Consider the following 18309-nt stretch of genomic DNA (forward strand, 5'->3'; position numbering starts at 1 on the left):
CCACCATAGAACGACAAGGAACGACGACGAAGCGAGGAGCCACGCAACGAGACGCCGCGACATGAAGCACGTGCGCGTCCCGTCAACCCGTGTCGATGGAGGATCTCCCGATGTCAGTGCTCGACAGATTTGTCCCCGCAATCGCCGCCGCAGCGGTCCTGTGTACCACCGCGAATCCGGCAGCCGCGCAGCAACGTCCGGCGTTCGATACTGCCCGCATCGAGCAGATCACCGGCCTGAAGGGTTCGTATTCGGAAAAGGAGCACGTGTTCAAGGTTTCGAAGCCGCGCACCGACGTCAAGGTCCAGGTCGACGACTGGACCCTGCCGCCGTTCATGGGGTTGACGTCATGGGCCGCGTTCATGCCCGGCCATCGCGGCCAGGCGATGATGATGGGCGACACCGTGCTGTTCGAGGATGAAGTGAATCCCGCGATGAGTGCCGCGCTCGATGCCGGCCTGGAAGTCACGGCGTTGCACAATCATTTCTTCTACGATCGGCCGAAGGTGTATTTCATGCACATCGCCGGCAGCGGCGATCCGGCCAGGCTCGCCGAAGGCGTGAAGCAGGTCTACGACACGGTGGCCGGAATCCGCTCCGCCCACCCCGCGCCGGAAAGCGCTTTCGCCGGACACGTCGCCGAGCCGAGTGCGATCACCGCAGCGCCGCTCGAAGCGATCCTCGGGAAGGGTCAAAGCAAGGACGGCATGTTCAAGTTCGTCGCAGGCATGGCGACGAGCATGCACGGCGTCACCGTCGGCAACGAGATGGGCGTGAACACGTGGGCGGCCTTTGCCGGTTCGGACGACGAAGCCGCGGTCGACGGCGACTTTGCGATGCGCGACAACGAACTGCAGGCCGTGCTCAAGAGCATGCGTGCGTCCGGCATCAATATCGTCGCGATCCACCAGCACATGACCGGAGAAACGCCGCGCATCCTGTTTCTGCATTACTGGGGCAAGGGCAAGGCGACCGATCTGGCGAAGGGCGTCAAGGCGGCGCTGGACGCGCAACACGCCATCGGGCGATAACGCGACGCGACGCCGACTGTCATGCCACCGACGCGCGTCCGTGCGGCGGTGGCCTTACTGCCGTGGAGGGATGTCATGAAACCCTGGCATCCGCGGCGCCTGAACCCGGGCGTCCGGAATTACCTGATCATCGTCGTGCTGTCGGCCATCGCGGGCGCATTCGTGCCCGGCCCCGCGCAGACAGCCCCGCGCGAACCCGTGGATCGCTTGCCGCTGACGCACGTGACCGATATCCCGCTGCCGGGACGGCCGACCCGGCTCGACTACGAATCCTACGATCCCGGCCGCCACCTGCTGTTCATCGCGCATCTCGGCGACGACGAGGTGATCGTCGTCGACGTGAATGCATCGCGCGTGGTCGCACGCATTGCCGGCGTGTCGTCGGTTCATGGCGTGCTCGCGGTTCCGGCGCTGCAGCGCGTCTATGCGTCGGCGACCGGAACGGACGAGATCGTCGCCATCGACGAAGCGACGTTGAAGATCGTCGCGAGGATGCCAGGCGGCCGGTATCCGGACGGCATCGCGTACGCGCCCGACGTGCACAAGCTTTACGTATCGGACGAGACCGGCAAAACCGAGACCGTCGTCGACGTTCTGAGCAATCGGCGTATCGCGACGATCCCGCTCGTCGGCGAGGTCGGCAACACGCAATACGATCCGCAATCGCGGCACATCTTCGTCAATGTCCAGACGCGCAACGAACTCGTCGAGATCGACCCGGCAGTCGACCGGATCGTCGGACGATTTGCGTTGGCCGGGGCCGCGCACAACCACGGACTGCTGATCGATTCGAGAGACCGCGTCGCGTTCATCGCGTGTCAGGACAACGACAAGCTGCTCGTTTTCGACATGGTTGCGCGGCGCGTCGTCCAGTCGTTCGACATCGGCAAGGATCCGGATGTCCTCGCGTTCGATCCGGCGCTGAACCGGCTTTACGTAGCCGGGGAGGCCGGCATCGTTTCGGTTTTCAGTATCGAGGGCTCGACGGTAACGAAGGTCGGCGAGGGCCGCCTCGGGCGGAACGCCCACGTCGTCGCGCTCGACCCCGACACGCATCGTTCGTATTTTCCGCTGAAGAATGTCGACGGACACCCGGTGCTGCGCGTCATGGCGCCGCGCTGACCGTCCGGAGAACGCCCGTCCGCGCCGGCATCGGAAGCTGCGCGGGGACGCGAACGAATCTTGCTCCGTCAACGGCACGGACGGCACCGGCGAGCGATATTGCCCGCCGCATGCATCCGTGACGATTGCGCCCTCGGCGCGAAAGGGGGAGCGATTTGAAGCCACTGGGCCATCTTGCGCCGGTCATCCCGGCGCTCCCGGTCGTCCTCGTTCATTTCCGCGAGGGCGGCACACTTCGCGCCGGTCACGTCGCCGACACGCTGCGGCAGCTCGCCGCGCAAATCGCCGAGCTGAAGGGAACGCGGCTTGCGGGCGAGTTCAGTCCGACGCAACGTTACCCTGCACATCGTTACATGATTCCTGACGATACGCTCACGCTGTCCCAGGCACACAAGCTCGGAATCCGATCGGTACGCGACCTGTTCGGCGGCGTCGTTCCGTTTCCGTTTGTCGCCACCAAGGTGATTGCCCATCGCCTCGTGGAAGGTGCCTGCGCCAAGCCGCCCGGCTGGTCGGCCGCCTTCGCGGACAGCGCCGCGCCGCTGACGCTGCCGGGCTACTCGGCGTTCTCGCGCGACGATGCGCGCCGCGCCGCGCAGCGGCTGTTGCAGGACGGCCGCGTGCGGATCAAGCGGCCCGATGGCATCGGCGGAACCGGCCAGGCACTGGTGACCGACCTGGCCGAAGCGGAAGCGGAGCTTGCCGCGCTCGGCGACGACGCGTTGCGCGCGGGCGGCGTCGTCGTCGAGCGCAATCTCGATGCGATCGAGACGCTGAGCGTCGGGCAGGTCACGCTGGACGATCTGGTGGCGAGCTACTGGGGCGTGCAGCATCTGACCGTCAACAACCACGGGCATCACGTGTATGGCGGCACCGACCTCGTCGTCGTGCGCGGCGGGTTCGACGTGCTGGCGCAGCTCGACGTCACGCCCGACGTCCATGACGCGATCGCGAAGGCATGCGCATTCGACGCCGCGGTGCACCGCGATTACGCAGGCTTCTTCGCGTCGCGGCGCAACTACGACGTCGCGTTCGGCACGGATGCACAGGGCGTGCGCCACTGCGGCGTGCTCGAGCAGTCGTGGCGGATCGGCGGCGCAACCGGCGCGGAGATCGGCGCGTTGCGCATGTTCAGGGCAGATCCGCTGGTGGACGCGGTGGCGGCCTCGACGCGCGAGATCTACGGCGACGACCCGGCGATACCGGCTGGCGCACACGTCGTCTACCGGGGAGTCGATCCCCGGGCGGGCGCCATCGCCAAGTACTACACGGTCGATCGCCATCCCTTGCGGAGGAGCAACGAGACATGACAGCGGAGCATTATCGTGTGCAGATCAAGGTCGAGAACGGCTACCTCGACGGTACCGTGCTCGCGCCGAAAACCACCGTCGCCGGCGTGCTGTTCGTGCACGGCTGGGGCGGCAGCCAGGAACAGTATCTCGAGCGCGCGCGGCAGGCGGTGGCGCTCGGTTGCATCTGTCTGACGTTCGATCTGACCGGACACGGGCGTACGCTCGAGCAACAGCAAAACGTGACGCGCGAAACCCATCTGCGCGATCTGCTCGCCGCCTACGACACGCTGGTCGACCATCCGCTGGTCGATCGAGACGCCGTCGCCGTGGTCGGCAGCAGCTATGGCGGCTACCTCGCGACCATCCTGACGGAGCTGCGCCCCGTACGCTGGCTGGGCCTGCGCGTACCGGCGCTCTATCTCGACGATGGCTGGAACACGCCGAAGCGGGCGCTGCACGTCGAACACGATCTCGTCGCGTATCGCAAACGCATCGTGCCGGCGTCCGACAATCGCGCGCTGCGCGCGGCGGCCCGCTTCGGCGGCGACGTCTTGATCGTCGAATCGGAGCACGACGAGATCGTGCCGCACACGGCCATCGCGAGCTATCTGCAGGCGTGCCTGTCGGCACGCTCGATGACGTACCGCATCATCGAAGGCGCCGACCACGGGCTGTCGGACACCGCGAGCCAGCAAGCGTATACCGCGCTCGTCGAGAAGTGGCTGGCCGAGATGATCGGGGGCCGGCGCGCGGGCGTCCGCGGCGGCGCCCGGGCCGGGCCGACCGAGTTGTAGCGGGCATCCATCGCGTCGGCGGGGCGTGCTCGCCGGCCCCGTTCGAATCAGCGCGAACCGAGCCTCGCCAGCACACCGCGCACGATCCGGTCGCAGCGTTCCCCATCGAACGAAAACACGTCGCGTTCGGCGAGATCGATGTCCCGTGCGAGCGACTCGCGCAGCAGGCTCCTTGCGCGGAAATGCCGCGAACGCACCGTCGCCTCCGGTATCCCCAGGCATTCGGCGGTTTCCTCGACGCTGAATTCCTCGACGCAGCGCATCACGAACACGATGCGAAACGCTTCCGGCAGCGCATCGAGCTTGCGCTCCAGCAATGCGCGCAATTCGGTGCGCATCAGCGCGCGGTCCGGCGCATCGTTGTCGTCTGCGTCCATGATGCCTCGCTCGAAGTCGGCGATCGCCGACAGCCCGACCATCGGCGCGATCGTGTCGCGCCGCGCGCCGCGGCGCTGGCGCGTATGGCATTCGTTGAGCACGAGCCGCGACAGCCATGTCGACAGCGACGCGTCGCCGCGAAAACGTCCGATCGCGCGAAACGCCGCAAGGTAAGCATCCTGCAATGCGTCCTCGGCTTCCGCGTCGTCGCGCAGCGTGGCGCGCGCAAGCCGGTAGAGCCGCCGGTTGTAGCGGCGCATCAACCGTTCGAACGCGGTGCGGTCGCCGCTTGCGACGCGCGCGGCGAGCGTACGATCGTCTTCTTCCGGAACAGGCGACAGGCTCGGTTCCTCAACGCCCGCATGGCGCATCATGGCTTGCCCTTCACGGTCAGTGTCGCTTTCATCGCAGGATGAAACGTGCAGATATACGCATGGCGGCCCGGCATGGTCGCGACATGGGTCCACGATGCGCCGGGTGCGATCTCGTGCGAATCGAACACGCCGGCGGCCGTGGCCGTGTGCGCGACGAGATCCTTGTTCACCCATACAACCGTGTCGCCGCGCTCGACCGTCACGCTGGGCGGGTTGAACTGCATACCCTCGATGGTGACACGGTGCGTCGTGCCGGCGGCGACGTCGGCGGCCATGAACGCGAGCGCGGCCAGCACGGCGATTCGGCTCACGGCGCGCCGCCGGCTCGCCGGGCGCGGCCGCTCAATAGGACTTCTTCGCATGGCCGCCGCCGAGCGCCGCTTGCAGCGCGCGAGCATGCTCGAGGTGCGCGACGAACGCCGGCCGCACCTTCACCAGCAGCGCCTTCAATTCGTCGTTCTTCGCCGACGGAATCAGCAGCTTGTCCATCGCGTCGATCACCTGTTGATGATAGGCGACCTCGTGATCGACGTAGGCCTTGTCGAACGCATGCCCGTTCAGCGTCTTCAGCGTGGCGACGTTGTCGTCGCCCTCCTTCTTCAACGCGTCGCTCGTTGCGTTGGTTTCGGGCTTCAGGTTCAGCTTGGTGGCGAGCGCGGCCGCCGATTTGTTCACGTTGGTGTGATCGGTGACCATCCGCTCGGCAAAGCTTTTGACCTGCTTCGTATGCGTCGTGTTTTCCGCGAGGGTGCCGGCATCGATGTCGACCTGGTTGGCCGTCACGACGATCGCCGCAATCTGCGGGTCGGTCAGTTGCGTACCTTGTGCGAAGGCGGCAAGCGGCAGCGCGGAAAGCAGTGCCGCAAGGCCCAGTTGGTGCATGCGTGTCATGGAGTTTCTCCGGGGCAATGGAAGCGGAGCGATCATCCGCGCCGGTCGACGATGGATGGCTCTGTGGCAATAGACGTCGCGAGTTTCGGCTGCGTTCCGGAGATTCTTGCTGCCTACTTTGTCGTTGAACACGGCGTACGCTCGCCAAACTTCGATAATTCAGACTATTGCTCAACGATTGCGGCACGATAGCGGGCGGATCGGGAATCGGTTGCATCCGGCAAGTCGAAGTGAGCGAGCCATGCGCGCGTGTGTTTGGCGTCGGCGCCGATCCTTCGGCGCACCGAGGAATCGAGGATTCGCAAATTTTTTAGACGATCGGAGTCGTCTCAGAAAAGATGCCCTTGGGCGAAGAAAATTCCCAGAAATGGCCTCTGTGGAATGTTGCCGCCTCCGTCCGAATGTCTTAGAGAAACTTGTCGACAACACTCGCGCATGGGCGATTGGAACGGCGACACAGCGAACTAAGCGGTTGGGCTCAGCGGACGCTAGGGGTAACTCGGAAAGGAATCAACCACCCAAGGGCGCGGGAGGATGCTGAACGATGGCCCGACAATCCGCAAGCGGAAATTATGGCTGGCGTGACAGTCGTTGACAGTAACCGCAATCATTGTCAGTGGCATCCGGTCCTGTGCTGCGCACGGGCGCAGGGCCTGCATATCAGATCTATTGATACGTCATGTCCACGCCGCTCTCTAGACCGCGTATAGACATCAAACAAGAAAGTACAAAAAATGAACTCCCATACGCACAACCTATATATTTCGATGCAATTGCACAACGATCCTATCGAGTCCGATCATGACGTGAGTGACAGCGCAAAGAGCGCTATTGAATACGCTCTCGCATGTACAGTCTCGCAACATTTCACTAATTTTAACAGTGAAGGAATTTGAGATATTTTGCCCGAATACTCAATCGAACCGAGTAACCACAATGGAGAATATGAGAATCAATCGTTGCCGATGGCCCGCATCCACCTCTCCTAGGGCTTGTGGCGGAGACGACCGGATATATCCTCTTTCGAGCAAATTCCGATCGAATGTGTGAACAAAGGCCAGTCTCCGCGACCAGGTGCAGCTGTATGAAGGTACGCACATACGTATCCAAAATTTTTTCGATCGGCCAGTCGCATATCTTTTAACAATAATCCACAAATTTTTTTATACTATGAAATAGAGACACGACCTATCAAGTCACACTATTTCCAATCAAGTTAAAGCACTTCACAGCGATGCCGCAGTTGTTTGACGCGCCATCACAAACATATAACCGTGTTTCGGAGTGGCCTCATGATTTGTGTATCAGAAAAACGTGCCGATTCATTGATATATGACACCCAGTCTCATCACGGCGATATTCCGCAGATCATGAAGCAAGCGACCTTGAACGAGTACTCGCAGGCTGATACGTCCTTCATGCAGATGGCGGCTCTGTCCCACTGGAGGCAACATCGCGACGCGTTGCTGGCGGCTCCCTACACACCTGTCCGGCAGATTCGCGAACAGCAACTGGCCCAGATTCGCACACTTGTCGACTATGCGTTCAGAAACGTCGAGTTCTACCGAAACCTGTACGTTGCTTCCGGCTACACGTTAGGCGCGCTTCAAAGCTGGAAGGACTTCGCCGCCTTGCCGATCGTCAGCAAGAACGCCGTCACGCAGCAGGAGTTTGGCTCGACTCTAGTCGATGGCGCCGACCACATCGCCAAATTCAATACGCGGAGCTCTGGATCGAGCGGCGTGCCCATGACGACTTGGCTGGATCAGAACGATGTGATTCGAGATTTCGCCGAGCAGATGCGCTTTCTTCACGAAGCGACGAAAGGATCGCTGACGCCACAAGACTGGATCTATACGCTTCATCATGGCGGCTTCTGGTACTCGTCGACGCTGGGTAAATACCGGGTCTTTCGCCTGATGGACCTGGAGCAAGTCGATGGACTGGTGGCTCACTGGCAAAAGCTGAGGCCGCGTATCTTGACTACGCTGCCCTCTTATCTGCCGATGCTGGCCACCATCGGATCGCTGCGCCCTTACGGCATTGAGGTAGTCACGACGAATTCCGAAATGAGCAGCCGTGGGGAGCGGGATCGCTACAGCCGCCTGTTCGATGTACCGGTGCTGGATGAATACAGTTCGGAAGAAATCGGGTTCATCGCGACGGAATGCTCGGACGGGAGACATCACGTCGTCGAGGACGGCGTCTATGTGGAAATCGCCGATGCGGACAGCGATGGTGTCGGCCGCGTCGTCGTGACGGACCTCGGAAACTACCTGATGCCGTTGATCCGATACGATCATGGCGATCTCACGCGTCTTTCGGACGCGCCGTGCAGTTGCGGGCGCAGCTTTCGCGGACTCGACGCCTTGCACGGTCGGCGCGACGATGCGCTCATCGCAGCCGATGGCCGTTACGTTCCCACCGCATCGGTGCTGGCAGCTTGCGATGCGCTCCTCACCGACGAACGCTCTGGCATGAGTGAATATCGCCTGGTCCAGTGTTCCGCTACCCTAATCGATCTCCACTACGTATCGTCGCCCGGCAGTGCATCCAACCAGGACGCTGCACTTGCCGCACTCGAAGCTCGGTTGTCGCATCTCGTCGGTCAGCGCATTGAACTCAAGGCTCAGCGCCACGACGTATTACCGCCACTTCCGAGCTACAAGCGCAGGATACTGCTCCGGACGTGGGATGGATGCCGATGAACATGCCTTCATATACTGCTCCCGTGCCACCGCACGTATTGATGGTAACTGGCGTATGTCTGACCGACGCGCAACGGCGGCTGATCGCAGGCAGGTTTGCTGAGGTCATCGAGATCGTAGCGCCTCTGAATCCGGAAGACATTTTCTCGCGTACATTCAATGTAACCGACTACATTCTCGGCGGCCCGGAGTACATCGATGCCGACAGCCTCGCGCGCATGCCCGCGCTTCGCCGCATCGCCTTGCTCGGCACCGGCATCCCTTCTTTCATCGATGAGGCGGCCGCGCGGGCCCGGGACATTGCGGTCTTTAACACTCCACATGTCAACGCGGACAGCGTCGCGGAGTTCGCACTCGGCGCCATCATCGTCAATGCCGCAGATGCCGTCGGCAGCGCGGAAGGCGTGCGACAAGGCGGCCGCTGGTTGCAGACGCCGTGGCGAACGCTGAAGGACAGCCGAATCGGCATCATCGGGTTCGGACACATTGGACAGGCGCTGACGCGCCGTCTCGCCGCGCTGGGCGTTCGGAATATCGCGTATGCGAGCAGGACTCGCAAGCTGGCGCTTGAGCGAGCGTACGGCGTGCATTTCATGCCCGTGCGCTCGATGGTTACGGAATGCGATGTCGTCAGCATGCACGTGAGCTATTCCCCAGAAACACATCATATGATCGATGCAACGATGTTCGCGGCATGCCGTCCGGACCTGCGCCTACATTGCTTCTCGAATCCGCGAACCATCGATCCGGCAGCGGCGCGGCGAGCGCTCGAAGAAGGGCAACTGGCCCGGCTCTATATGGATGGCTACTACCGCGAGTGGACCCGCAACGCCGGAAAAACACAGGATCCCGAAGGATTATTGGAGCTTCCCTGTTCGAAGTTCGTGGCCACATCGCATTTGGCGGCGCAATCGGTTGACGCCATCAATCGACAACTCCCGATGGCGCTGCGCCAACTGATCGGCGATGTCCGAAATGAGTAATTGCCGCCGTTTCAGCCGCGGAAAATTTTAGCCTCTCCGTATTTCTCAGGCGCACGACGCCGCACCCGTGTGCCCGATTTTTCCCTCTGAATCAAAAACGGACGAATTTATGACTCGCTACCTTCTGGACGACACGCCGCCACCTACCCATGCGCTTAGCGACGATAGAGCATATTTGCCGAGCGGAATCCATATGATGATGGACGCGTGGGGTGTTCCGCATCACATCCTCAACGATGTTGCAGCACTCAAGACGCGCATGGAGAAGGCGGTACGCAAGGTGGGCGCCACCTTGCTGAAACTGAATGCCGTGCAGTTCTCCCCCAATGGCATCACGGTCGTGGCCGTGCTCGCGGAATCCCATGCGAGTATCCATACGTATCCTGAACAAGGCGTTTTGATGGCAGATGCCTTTACGTGCGGCACAATCGATCCGGAACCGCTGATCGAAGCGCTGATCGAAGGCGTCAACGTGTCGCACCGGGTCATTCGGCGCACCGCCCGCGGGGACGGCCGGCCCACCCACATCGAGGAACAACTGTCGTCCGGGCTGGCACGCGTCTGGGAAATCGAGGAGGTCGTCGCAGCGGAACGTACGGCATATCAGGATGTGCTCATTGCCCGCACGGCGCACGGCATGACGCTGTTCTGCAACCGTGAACGGCAGAGCTCGGAGCTGACTCAGCTTATCTATCACGAAGGGCAGTTCATCCCGGCCGCGCTGCTGGCCGGTCAGCGTAAGCGGGTTCTCGTCATTGGGTCGAGCGAGGGTGTCGTCGTTCAACTGGCGCTGTGGTGCGGTGCGGAGCACGTCGTGCACGTGGACATCGACCGTCGGTGCGTTGATCTGTGCGCCGAACACCTCCCTTACGGTTACAGCAAGCGCGATGTGGAACGCTATGAGAAAGGGACGGACGCCGTCCACTTGCTGTTCGAAGATGGCTCAGCGGCTGTCGACCGCCTGAGGGCCGAAAACCAGCGCTTCGACATCGTTGTGATGGACCTGCCGGATGAAGAACTCGATTCCGATCAGCGACACAATCGACTGTACCAACGCAAGTTTCTCGAAGACCTGCGCGATCTGCTCGAGCCGAACGGTGTCGTCATTTCACAGGCAGGTTGCGCCAGCTTCTGGCGCAACCAGACGCTAGCTCATACGTTCCAACGCTTCTCGGACACATTCTCCAACGCGGTTTATTTCGAGCTGACGGAGCAGGACTGGGTTTGGGTCATCGGCTGCAATGCCGCTACGCCGGATCCGGTGGCCACCATGCAACACACTCTGAAAACACTGCCGTACACACCGCACTTCATCGACAGCAATCTGATTGCCGCTGCCACAGTGCTTCCACTCGGACTTCGTCGACGCGTCTACACTGCCAACTAAGGACTGTCCATGAAAGATTTCAAACTTCAAGTAGCGGAACTGTTCAATACCAACGGCCCCTCGATCCCCGCCGAAGGCCGAACCAGCCCTGTATCGATTCACAACGAATGGGACCCGCTCAAGGAAGTGATTGTCGGCACAATCGAAACGGCGAAGTATCCGACTTGGCACGTCAGTATCGAAGCACCCTTGCCGCGCAAGTCCCATCAGGAGTTCATCCGCAAGCAGGGACAGACATTCGACCTTGGCTTGCTCGACAAAGCGCGCCGTGAAGTGGATGGGCTCGCCGAGTTTCTCGTTCGCCTTGGCATCACGGTCAAGCGACCCAATTTCGAGGGACTCGACGCGCCGTTCACCACACCGTTCTTCTCGAGCCGGGGCGGGTTGTATGCCGCCATGCCGCGCGACGGCCTGTTCGCAGCTGGCGAGAGCATCATTGAAACGCCCATGGCCTGGCGCGACCGCTATTTCGAGGCATTCGCGTATCGAGATATTCTTAAGGACTACTTTGATCGCGGGGCACGATGGCGTGCCGCGCCACGCCCGCAGCTTGCCGATTCGCTGTATCGCCGAGACTATGACAGCACGGTCGAACACTTCGAGTCTGTCCTCACGGAAAGCGAACCGGTGTTCGACGCGGCCGACTTCGTGCGTATCGGGCGCGATATCATCGGACAGTACAGTCACGTCACGAATCGCTCCGGTGCAACATGGCTGGCCCGCGAACTCGGCGAAGAATATCGCGTCCACATGTATACCTTCGACGATGCCGGCCCCATGCACATCGATACTACGCTCCTGCCGATCGCGCCCGGACGCGTGCTGGTCAATCGCGCGTGGGTGTCGAAGCTTCCGGATTACTTCGCCGACTGGGAAGTGCTGGTGCCGCCGCCATCAGGCTTGCCTCCCGATCATCCGCTGTTTTTCACGAGTCGCTGGATCAGCGTGAATGTGATCATGCTCGATCCACGCCATGTTCTGGTTGAGGAAAACGAGCACGCGCTGATTCAGGCATTCAAGTCGTGGAAGATCGAACCCATTCCGCTACCGTTCAAGCACTTCCAGACCTTTGGCGGATCGTTCCACTGCGCCACGTTGGATGTGCGTCGCGGTTGAACGGCGAACGAAGCCAAAGACTATTGCTGGAGTCGATCAATGAATCAAAAAGCCCTGCGCGGATCGGAGCGCAGCACCGTCGCAGTCGACGTCGTTGGCGTCAGCCGCATTTATAGGACCCGTTGTCACGAGGGGCCACTGTGGCGGCAACTGCTCCAGCCAACCTTCCATACGTATAAGGCACTCGACGACGTGAATTTCCAGATTCGCGCCGGCGAGTGCCTGGGGCTGGTGGGCCCGAACGGGGCCGGCAAGTCAACCATGATCAAGCTGCTGACGGGTCTCCTGAAACCCTCCAACGGCCGGATTTCAGTGCTGGGGCATGAACCGGGACGCCTGTCCTCGCAGTTTCTCACACAGATTGCCGCGGTATTCGGGCATAAGACATCCCTCTGGTGGGATCTGCCAGTACGGCACTCGTTCGACGCAATCCGACGCATCTATCGCGTGCCGGTCGATGCGTTTCGCGAAGACGTCGCCGTCTTTTCCGACATGCTTCGTATCGACAAATTGATGGACCGGACTGTGCGCCAGTTAAGCCTCGGAGAGCGCATTAAATGTGAAGTGGTGCTGTCATTGGCGCATCGCCCTCGCGTCTTGCTGTTGGACGAACCAACGATCGGCGTCGACATGGAGTCCAAGCAGCAACTTCGGGCGCTGATCAATTGTGTTGTCGAGGAACGGCAGGTGGCCACGCTGCTCACGACGCATGACGTGACCGACTTGATGGCCTGCTGCACGCATATAGCGTTCATCCAGGGCGGCAACGTATTCCAGATCAAGGCGATTGACGACTTGCTCCGGCAATTCGGCGTGTCTCGAGACAACGGCGCCATGCTGGAGTCCTGCATCATCGAGATCTTCCGCGCACGTGGCATGACCAACGACGAGGAGCAAACGTTCTGCAACTCCGCGCTGGTGGTCGGTACAGGAGGCGAGGATGATTGACCGGCTCCGCCCTTTCGCCGTCAATGGTCTGCGCGTCCTGCTGGTGGATCGCGGCGTCCTGTTCGTCGATTTTTTCATCGCCACTGGCGTCGCTTTCCTGATTCAGTTCTTCGTCTGGAACGCGGTCTATGGCGCACACGAGCAAATACACGGGTTTACGCTGGAGCAGCTTCTTTACTACTGCGCTTTCACGATCTTCCTGTCCCGCTTGAACAACTGCTACGACCTCGTGCAGGAAATCTCTGAGGAAATCATTGAGGGAAGGCTGGAGACACAACTGGCTAGACCGATCGGCTATATCGGACAGAAATTCGCGGCCTATCTGGGCGGCGGTGCGCTGTATGCGATACCAGTGCTCAGCCTGTGCGTGTTCTACTGGTTGAACAATCACGAGCGGTTGCCTCAGTCGCCGTACGAACTGGTTGGTTATGGGCTGCTGATTGTCGGCTTCCTGCTCGCGGGCGCAGTCCTAAGCTTCAGCATCGGTGCCGTCTTGGGCATTCTGACGTTCTGGTTGATGCAAGCTGACTTCGTGTTGGCCTGTGTGACCACGATCACCGCGTTCTTGGGCGGAGCGATCATTCCGCCGAGCTACTGGCCGGAGTTCATTCGTCCGCTCATGGCGTTTAATCCGTTCCAGTACTTCATTGCTGCGCCGGCGTCCCTGATCATCAACGGCGACGTGCGCGCCGGTGCCGCCGCACTAGGCGCCGCGATGCTTTACGTCCTGCTGTTCGCGCTCGTCATCAGGGTGATGTGGCGTCGCGCAATCAGCACCTACACCGGAGGAGGAGGCTGACATGCTGGTGCTTGTTCAAAAGGCCTTTGCAAAGCAGGTTCATTACCTGGGAAACTACGTTTCGTATACTGCGATCCAGGCCGCCACGCAGCTCCTGACCTTGTTCTACCTGCATACGGTATTCACCTACACGGACACGCTTAACGGCTGGACCCGGGAACAGGCGATCTTCGTGTTTTACCTGGCAACGATGGTGACCCTGACGGCTGAATGCTTCGTCTGCTCGATCCATCAGTACTACCATCGGCTGGTCCGCGGACTTCTGGAGCCCATGCTGATCATGCCGTTAAGACGTCGTGCGCTCCAGTTGCTGCGTTGGTCAGAGCCTGGATTTCTGATGCCTGTCGCCGCGCTGCTGTGCTGCTGGCCGCTAATCGATCCGCAGCCTCATCGTCCGATCGAAGCCTGGATAGGCGGCTTCGCGGTTCTGGCCGTTGGCGTGCTCTCCATCATCGTGGTATTCGCGGTGGTCTCCGTCACCGCGCTCGTGACGCAGCGTCTGGCGCCGGCCGATTTCATGGTGTCCGAACTTAGCCGAATGGTCTTCCTTCCGCCAAGTGTAATGCCGCGGGGCGCATGGCAAATCGCGCTCGGCATCGGCTTACCCTTGCTGTTCAGCGCCAATGCGGCCGGTGCGATTCTAATCGCTGGCGACTATCGCGTGGCGGTGACCCTCACTGCGGGTACGTTGGTGCTGGCCCTTCTCCATCATGTCATCGAGTCACACATGATGCGGTCGTTCAGCCTGCCCGGCGGCTAATGTTGAACCTCTCATACGGACAGCAAATCAACATGTCGGAACATCACGACGGCGCCGCCACCTGCGATCGCCAAAATGGCACTTCTACAAATCCTCGGCTCGCCGGCGTCGATCCCTGGATCACCCCACCTGCGATCACGCAGTGGATGGATCAGTATGGTTCCCCCTTGCACGTGTACTCCGAGACGGCGCTGCTCCGGCTCGCCGCCGGGTTTCAACATTTCGCCGCGGCGGCATGCGCGGGTCCCGCGACGGCCGCGTATGCGGTGAAAGCCTGTCCGGCGCCCGCCGTCCTGTCGTTGATTCGGCAGCAGGGCTTTCATGCCGAAGTCAATAGTGTGACCGAATACCGGCAAGCCGTAGCAGCGGGCTTTTCCGCAAATCAGATCTACGTCAATGGCGTAGCAAAGTCCGTGCAATTTATCGATCTGGCTTTGGACAACGGAACTCGGCGGATCAACGTGGACGCCATCGAAGAACTTGAACTGATCGCGGCGCGCGCATCAGCGCTGAGCCGGTCGGCGAACATTCACCTTCGCATCTGCCCCGATATCGTCGCGGGCGGCGGCACGGCGTTGATGACGGGGGCGAAGGAAAGCCAGTTCGGTATCCTCGAAACGGATTTGTCTCATGCACTGGACAAGCTTCGCGCGCTGCATCCGTTGGTCACATTGCGGGGGATTCATGTCCATGTGGGCTCCGGCGGTCGGCTGGACACCATCTATTCACGCCTCATCGATGTCGTCATCGACGCAGTATCCGCTATCGAGCATGCCGGATTCGACACACTGAGAGAAGTGAATCTGGGTGGTGGCTTCGTTTCCGATGAAGTGGATTACTTCCGCGTTTCTGGTGTTGATACGCTGTGTCGCGAAATCGGTCGGCTCCCTGAACGGTTGGCCATCGTATTCGAGCCCGGGCGATTTCTCGTCGAGCGCGCGTCCGCTCTCTACTGCCGGATCGCTGCGCTCAAGCGGAAGGCGGAAAGTACTTGGCTATTTCTCGATGCCGGATACTGCCATCTCACAGACCGGGCGATCGTCGGAACACGCTATCCCGTGCATTCGCTGCGGGCGGGTGATGCAGACTCCATGCTCGTGCGCGTGGCCGGCCCTTTGTGCGATTCCGCAGATGTGTACCAATCGTCGACCAGCGACGTTCAAGCCGGCGACGGGGCCGATCTGTTTCGCTTCCCGCAGAGATCCCAGGTCGGCGATATCGTCGAGATAGGCCATGCCGGCGCCTATGTTTACAACACTGGCAATCGCTTTGCCGGATTCACGCAGCCTGCGGTTTTGCTGATCACAAGCCATGGCAATCCGCGTCTTGTCCGTCGCGCCGAACAGTCATCCGACCACAGCGCGACGGAGCTTCCAGCGTAGCCACGACCACTCAGAACAACCAGCGCGAGATCGCGCGTTAGCCAGTCGAGGAAAAACATGAAGCATCAAGTCATTCCGTTGCACCGGGGGAACAGTCCTGATTCCGCCGGTGAGCGGCAGCTCGCGCAGTACGTACACTTGCAATCCCTAACGGAGCAGGAAATGCTCGGATTCGAGCGCTTCGCGGATCTGTCCAGCGGCCATGCGTATCACGAGTTGCCTGTAGCGCTCGCTACGCTACCGGACGAGATGGCCTCGCTCTGGAGAGAAGCAGCCGAACAGACTCCCAAAGACTGGGAGCAGCGCTTTATTACGGCATTTTGCGCGATGAGCGGAGTACATTCGATTGCCCAGTTGCCGTTCTGCCGTCCCTGTCCGACTGCGTCCAATTCCATTGAACTCGTCGCCGCGCTGCTGCGACGCCGGCGGCTATCGACCGCGCTCGTCGAACCCACGTTCGATAACCTCGCATTACTATTGCACCGTCGCGAAGTGGCATTGCATCCCGTTGATGAACGCTTGATCTTCGGCGACACGCCGATCGATCGGTTGGAACAACACCTCGTGTGCAGCGAAGCAGGAGCGCTGTTCGTCGTGTCGCCGTCCAATCCGACCGGGCGCTGCCTGACGCCAGCGCATTTCTCCGCGATCGCCGAGCTGTGCGCGCGCTATGGGGTCGTGCTGGTGGTCGACTCGAGCTTTCGGATGTACAACCGAGACCTCTTCGACGATGTCGCATTGCTATTGCGATCCGGCGTGAGCTTTATAGCGTTTGAAGATACCGGAAAGTCGTTTCCGACGCTGGATACCAAGGCGAGCCTTATCTATGGATCGCCGGATCTGGCGAACGAACTCGAAACGCTGTACAACGAGGTGTATCTGTGCGCCTCGGGAATATCGCTGTTGCTGCTGTCGCGCGCGTTCGAACGGACGCAGCAAGTGGGCATACACAGCGTGCTGTGGTCCCTGGTCGATCAGCGGCGGATGCTGCTGCGGGCCGCGTTGGCCGGCTCTGGCCTCTATACAGCTCCCGAAAGCCTTCACTCTGTCATCGGACTGGAGTGGCTAACTACCGGATCGGATGTCTTGACCGATATCGATGCGTGCGCCCGTCTCGACGCAATGGGCGTTGCCGCGTTGACGGGAAGGCAGTTTTTCTGGGCCTCCCACGATAAGCCTGAAAGCCAACGTCGTATCCGGCTCAGCATGATGAAACCTGCCCGACGATTCAACGCCGCGCTACGCATCCTGGAGCGGGCTACCTTCCATCGTAAAGTCGGGTGAATCGCAGCGCGGCGGATTGGCGAAAGTTGTCTCCATCGGCGGTCCACCGCGCCTCGAGGCCACGCCGCGTCGATCGGCGCATCAGAAGTGCCGTATTTGTTCAATTACCACCTCTCGAAGTTTGCGAGCTCGTGACCAAGCTGCAGAACGGTACCGCCGACGTTGTGGGCGGCTGTGGGCTTTCAGAAAAGATGTCCTCGGCACCCTATATTAATCAACGACTTGGACGTCTTTTTTGAGACGAGCGCATGCCACCCGTCTCAGAAAAGATGCCCTTGGGCACGGAAATTCTCAGAAAAATTGTCCTTGGAAGCATCGCTTGCCTGCGTTCGCGCACCCAGTTGGAACCGAGTGGTGAATGCCATCGATCAAGCCTGCACGGCATCCCGACCGGAACCTGTTCGCCTTAGTCAGCCACAGCTATCGGAGACGATTTTGATGCGCCGCTTCCCGATGATGTGCGCGCCGTATTTGAGGGTCGTTAGGCCTGCACGTCGGCGACGACTGGAATTCACCGACTGTTCGGCCACCCCATTAGCTCAAGCAACTTCCGACTGTTCTCCGTTAGAGTCGCCAGCGTTTCCGATTCTGAGCAGCCCCAACTCGATCCGAGCAATTGCGCAGTTCGGGCCATACTCCATGGCTGAAGCGTTGCGCCACCCGCGCTCGCGAATGGACCATCGCTTTCGGGAACGACTCTGTCTCGGGGAAGCCTAGCAGCGAGTGCACGCCCCGCTGTGCTGGCAAACGCAGCAGGGCCCAAGCTGAACCAGCAGCCCATTTTGTATGGCAACTTCCACCTCGATGTATGGCAACTTCCACCTCGACCAAGGTTCCGCTGAACCAATGAAGCATGGCCGTGCCGAACCCCGGATTTTTCAGAAGGATGGTCAATACCTCCTTCATGGCACCTCTGGATTGGATGCTGAGGGTCTTGCCGCCGAGTTCTCTGCTCCAAGTTACGACGGTTCGAACACCTTGCGTTGCGCCGGCAAGGTCGATTTGAAGCGATAGGAGCCGTCCATTCTCACCTCGCCGACGCCTTTTATTCAAAGACAAC

General features: G+C 60.7%; 18 protein-coding genes. 14 read left to right on the top strand and 4 right to left on the bottom strand.

Annotated features, from left to right (window positions below; all coding sequences use genetic code 11):
* Nucleotides 1-110 precede the first annotated feature (110 nt).
* From Q3A80_RS27600 to Q3A80_RS27615, 4 genes are all read left to right on the top strand, one after another.
* Nucleotides 111-1031, top strand: a complete 921-nt coding sequence (locus Q3A80_RS27600; RefSeq protein WP_446331983.1) for a DUF1259 domain-containing protein — start codon at nt 111-113, stop codon at nt 1029-1031.
* A 75-nt stretch (nt 1032-1106) separates the two neighbouring features.
* Nucleotides 1107-2153, top strand: a complete 1047-nt coding sequence (locus tag Q3A80_RS27605; protein ID WP_446331984.1) for a YncE family protein — start codon at nt 1107-1109, stop codon at nt 2151-2153.
* 164 nt (nt 2154-2317) lie between these two features.
* Nucleotides 2318-3463 (top strand): DUF3182 family protein, encoded by a 1146-nt coding sequence (locus tag Q3A80_RS27610; RefSeq protein WP_446332001.1) that lies wholly within the window; start codon nt 2318-2320, stop codon nt 3461-3463.
* Entirely contained in the window at nt 3460-4239 is a 780-nt protein-coding gene (locus tag Q3A80_RS27615) for an alpha/beta hydrolase family protein (RefSeq protein WP_446331985.1), read from the top strand. Before Q3A80_RS27610 ends, Q3A80_RS27615 begins: the two co-directional genes overlap by 4 nt.
* A 47-nt stretch (nt 4240-4286) precedes the next feature.
* Here the strand turns inward: Q3A80_RS27615 and Q3A80_RS27620 are convergent, their stop codons facing one another.
* The 3 genes from Q3A80_RS27620 to Q3A80_RS27630 are packed head-to-tail and all read right to left on the bottom strand — an operon-like array spanning nt 4287 to nt 5882.
* On the bottom strand, nt 4287-4991 hold the full coding sequence (locus tag Q3A80_RS27620; protein ID WP_446331986.1) for an RNA polymerase sigma factor: 705 nt from the start codon (nt 4989-4991) through the stop codon (nt 4287-4289).
* Nucleotides 4988-5353, bottom strand: coding sequence for a cupredoxin domain-containing protein (locus Q3A80_RS27625; protein ID WP_446331987.1), 366 nt, complete (start codon nt 5351-5353; stop codon nt 4988-4990). Before Q3A80_RS27625 ends, Q3A80_RS27620 begins: the two co-directional genes overlap by 4 nt.
* Nucleotides 5334-5882 carry a DUF4142 domain-containing protein gene (locus Q3A80_RS27630; RefSeq protein WP_446331988.1) on the bottom strand — a complete coding sequence of 183 codons (549 nt, stop codon included), beginning with the start codon at nt 5880-5882 and terminating at the stop codon, nt 5334-5336. The genes Q3A80_RS27625 and Q3A80_RS27630 overlap by 20 nt, the downstream gene beginning before the upstream one ends.
* Before the next feature lie 1292 nt (nt 5883-7174).
* Between Q3A80_RS27630 and Q3A80_RS27635 the strand changes: the two genes are divergently transcribed.
* The 9 genes from Q3A80_RS27635 to Q3A80_RS27675 all read left to right on the top strand — a co-directional run bounded on the left by Q3A80_RS27635 (nt 7175) and on the right by Q3A80_RS27675 (nt 17249).
* The gene (locus Q3A80_RS27635) at nt 7175-8590 is read left to right on the top strand and encodes a phenylacetate--CoA ligase family protein (protein WP_446331989.1); all 1416 of its coding nucleotides are present in this window, start codon (nt 7175-7177) and stop codon (nt 8588-8590) included.
* Nucleotides 8587-9573: an NAD(P)-dependent oxidoreductase gene (locus Q3A80_RS27640; protein ID WP_446331990.1), complete on the top strand. Its 987-nt coding sequence runs from the start codon at nt 8587-8589 to the stop codon at nt 9571-9573. The genes Q3A80_RS27635 and Q3A80_RS27640 overlap by 4 nt, the downstream gene beginning before the upstream one ends.
* A gap of 109 nt (nt 9574-9682) precedes the next feature.
* A complete protein-coding gene (gene speD / locus Q3A80_RS27645) occupies nt 9683-10960 on the top strand; it encodes an adenosylmethionine decarboxylase (protein WP_446331991.1) in 1278 nt (425 codons plus the stop codon).
* A 9-nt stretch (nt 10961-10969) separates the two neighbouring features.
* Nucleotides 10970-12076 (top strand): amidinotransferase, encoded by a 1107-nt coding sequence (locus tag Q3A80_RS27650; protein ID WP_446331992.1) that lies wholly within the window; start codon nt 10970-10972, stop codon nt 12074-12076.
* Between the two features lie 39 nt (nt 12077-12115).
* The gene (locus Q3A80_RS27655; RefSeq protein ID WP_446331993.1) at nt 12116-13024 is read left to right on the top strand and encodes an ATP-binding cassette domain-containing protein; all 909 of its coding nucleotides are present in this window, start codon (nt 12116-12118) and stop codon (nt 13022-13024) included.
* Nucleotides 13017-13823: an ABC-2 family transporter protein gene (locus tag Q3A80_RS27660; protein ID WP_446331994.1), complete on the top strand. Its 807-nt coding sequence runs from the start codon at nt 13017-13019 to the stop codon at nt 13821-13823. Before Q3A80_RS27655 ends, Q3A80_RS27660 begins: the two co-directional genes overlap by 8 nt.
* A gap of 1 nt (nt 13824) precedes the next feature.
* Complete coding sequence (locus tag Q3A80_RS27665) at nt 13825-14583, top strand: ABC-2 family transporter protein (protein ID WP_446331995.1); 759 nt, start codon at nt 13825-13827, stop codon at nt 14581-14583.
* 32 nt (nt 14584-14615) lie between these two features.
* Nucleotides 14616-15965 carry a diaminopimelate decarboxylase family protein gene (locus tag Q3A80_RS27670; RefSeq protein WP_446331996.1) on the top strand — a complete coding sequence of 450 codons (1350 nt, stop codon included), beginning with the start codon at nt 14616-14618 and terminating at the stop codon, nt 15963-15965.
* 57 nt (nt 15966-16022) lie between these two features.
* Nucleotides 16023-17249: an aminotransferase class I/II-fold pyridoxal phosphate-dependent enzyme gene (locus Q3A80_RS27675; protein ID WP_446331997.1), complete on the top strand. Its 1227-nt coding sequence runs from the start codon at nt 16023-16025 to the stop codon at nt 17247-17249.
* Nucleotides 17250-17760: 511 nt separating this feature from the next.
* On the opposite strand, the gene Q3A80_RS27680 is transcribed toward Q3A80_RS27675, so the two are convergent.
* On the bottom strand, nt 17761-18030 hold the full coding sequence (locus tag Q3A80_RS27680; RefSeq protein WP_446332002.1) for a TatD family hydrolase: 270 nt from the start codon (nt 18028-18030) through the stop codon (nt 17761-17763).
* Nucleotides 18031-18035: 5 nt separating this feature from the next.
* On the opposite strand from Q3A80_RS27680, the gene Q3A80_RS27685 reads away from it, so the two are divergent.
* Nucleotides 18036-18263, top strand: coding sequence for a hypothetical protein (locus Q3A80_RS27685; protein ID WP_446331998.1), 228 nt, complete (start codon nt 18036-18038; stop codon nt 18261-18263).
* The last annotated feature ends 46 nt before the right edge of the window (nt 18264-18309 follow it).

It is taken from the genome of Burkholderia sp. SR8 (assembly GCF_052851275.1).

Coding starts and splice junctions, on each gene's coding strand:
- Q3A80_RS27665 (WP_446331995.1), top strand. CDS start 13,825: ATGCTGGTGCTTGTTCAAAAGGCCTTTGCAAAGCAGGTTCATTACCTG.
- Q3A80_RS27655 (WP_446331993.1), top strand. CDS start 12,116: ATGAATCAAAAAGCCCTGCGCGGATCGGAGCGCAGCACCGTCGCAGTC.
- Q3A80_RS27600 (WP_446331983.1), top strand. CDS start 111: ATGTCAGTGCTCGACAGATTTGTCCCCGCAATCGCCGCCGCAGCGGTC.
- Q3A80_RS27620 (WP_446331986.1), bottom strand. CDS start 4,991: ATGATGCGCCATGCGGGCGTTGAGGAACCGAGCCTGTCGCCTGTTCCG.
- Q3A80_RS27670 (WP_446331996.1), top strand. CDS start 14,616: ATGTCGGAACATCACGACGGCGCCGCCACCTGCGATCGCCAAAATGGC.
- Q3A80_RS27605 (WP_446331984.1), top strand. CDS start 1,107: ATGAAACCCTGGCATCCGCGGCGCCTGAACCCGGGCGTCCGGAATTAC.
- Q3A80_RS27650 (WP_446331992.1), top strand. CDS start 10,970: ATGAAAGATTTCAAACTTCAAGTAGCGGAACTGTTCAATACCAACGGC.
- Q3A80_RS27640 (WP_446331990.1), top strand. CDS start 8,587: ATGAACATGCCTTCATATACTGCTCCCGTGCCACCGCACGTATTGATG.
- Q3A80_RS27630 (WP_446331988.1), bottom strand. CDS start 5,882: ATGACACGCATGCACCAACTGGGCCTTGCGGCACTGCTTTCCGCGCTG.
- Q3A80_RS27685 (WP_446331998.1), top strand. CDS start 18,036: ATGGCAACTTCCACCTCGATGTATGGCAACTTCCACCTCGACCAAGGT.
- Q3A80_RS27660 (WP_446331994.1), top strand. CDS start 13,017: ATGATTGACCGGCTCCGCCCTTTCGCCGTCAATGGTCTGCGCGTCCTG.
- Q3A80_RS27615 (WP_446331985.1), top strand. CDS start 3,460: ATGACAGCGGAGCATTATCGTGTGCAGATCAAGGTCGAGAACGGCTAC.
- Q3A80_RS27635 (WP_446331989.1), top strand. CDS start 7,175: ATGATTTGTGTATCAGAAAAACGTGCCGATTCATTGATATATGACACC.
- Q3A80_RS27680 (WP_446332002.1), bottom strand. CDS start 18,030: ATGGGCTGCTGGTTCAGCTTGGGCCCTGCTGCGTTTGCCAGCACAGCG.
- Q3A80_RS27675 (WP_446331997.1), top strand. CDS start 16,023: ATGAAGCATCAAGTCATTCCGTTGCACCGGGGGAACAGTCCTGATTCC.
- Q3A80_RS27625 (WP_446331987.1), bottom strand. CDS start 5,353: ATGCGAAGAAGTCCTATTGAGCGGCCGCGCCCGGCGAGCCGGCGGCGC.
- speD (WP_446331991.1), top strand. CDS start 9,683: ATGACTCGCTACCTTCTGGACGACACGCCGCCACCTACCCATGCGCTT.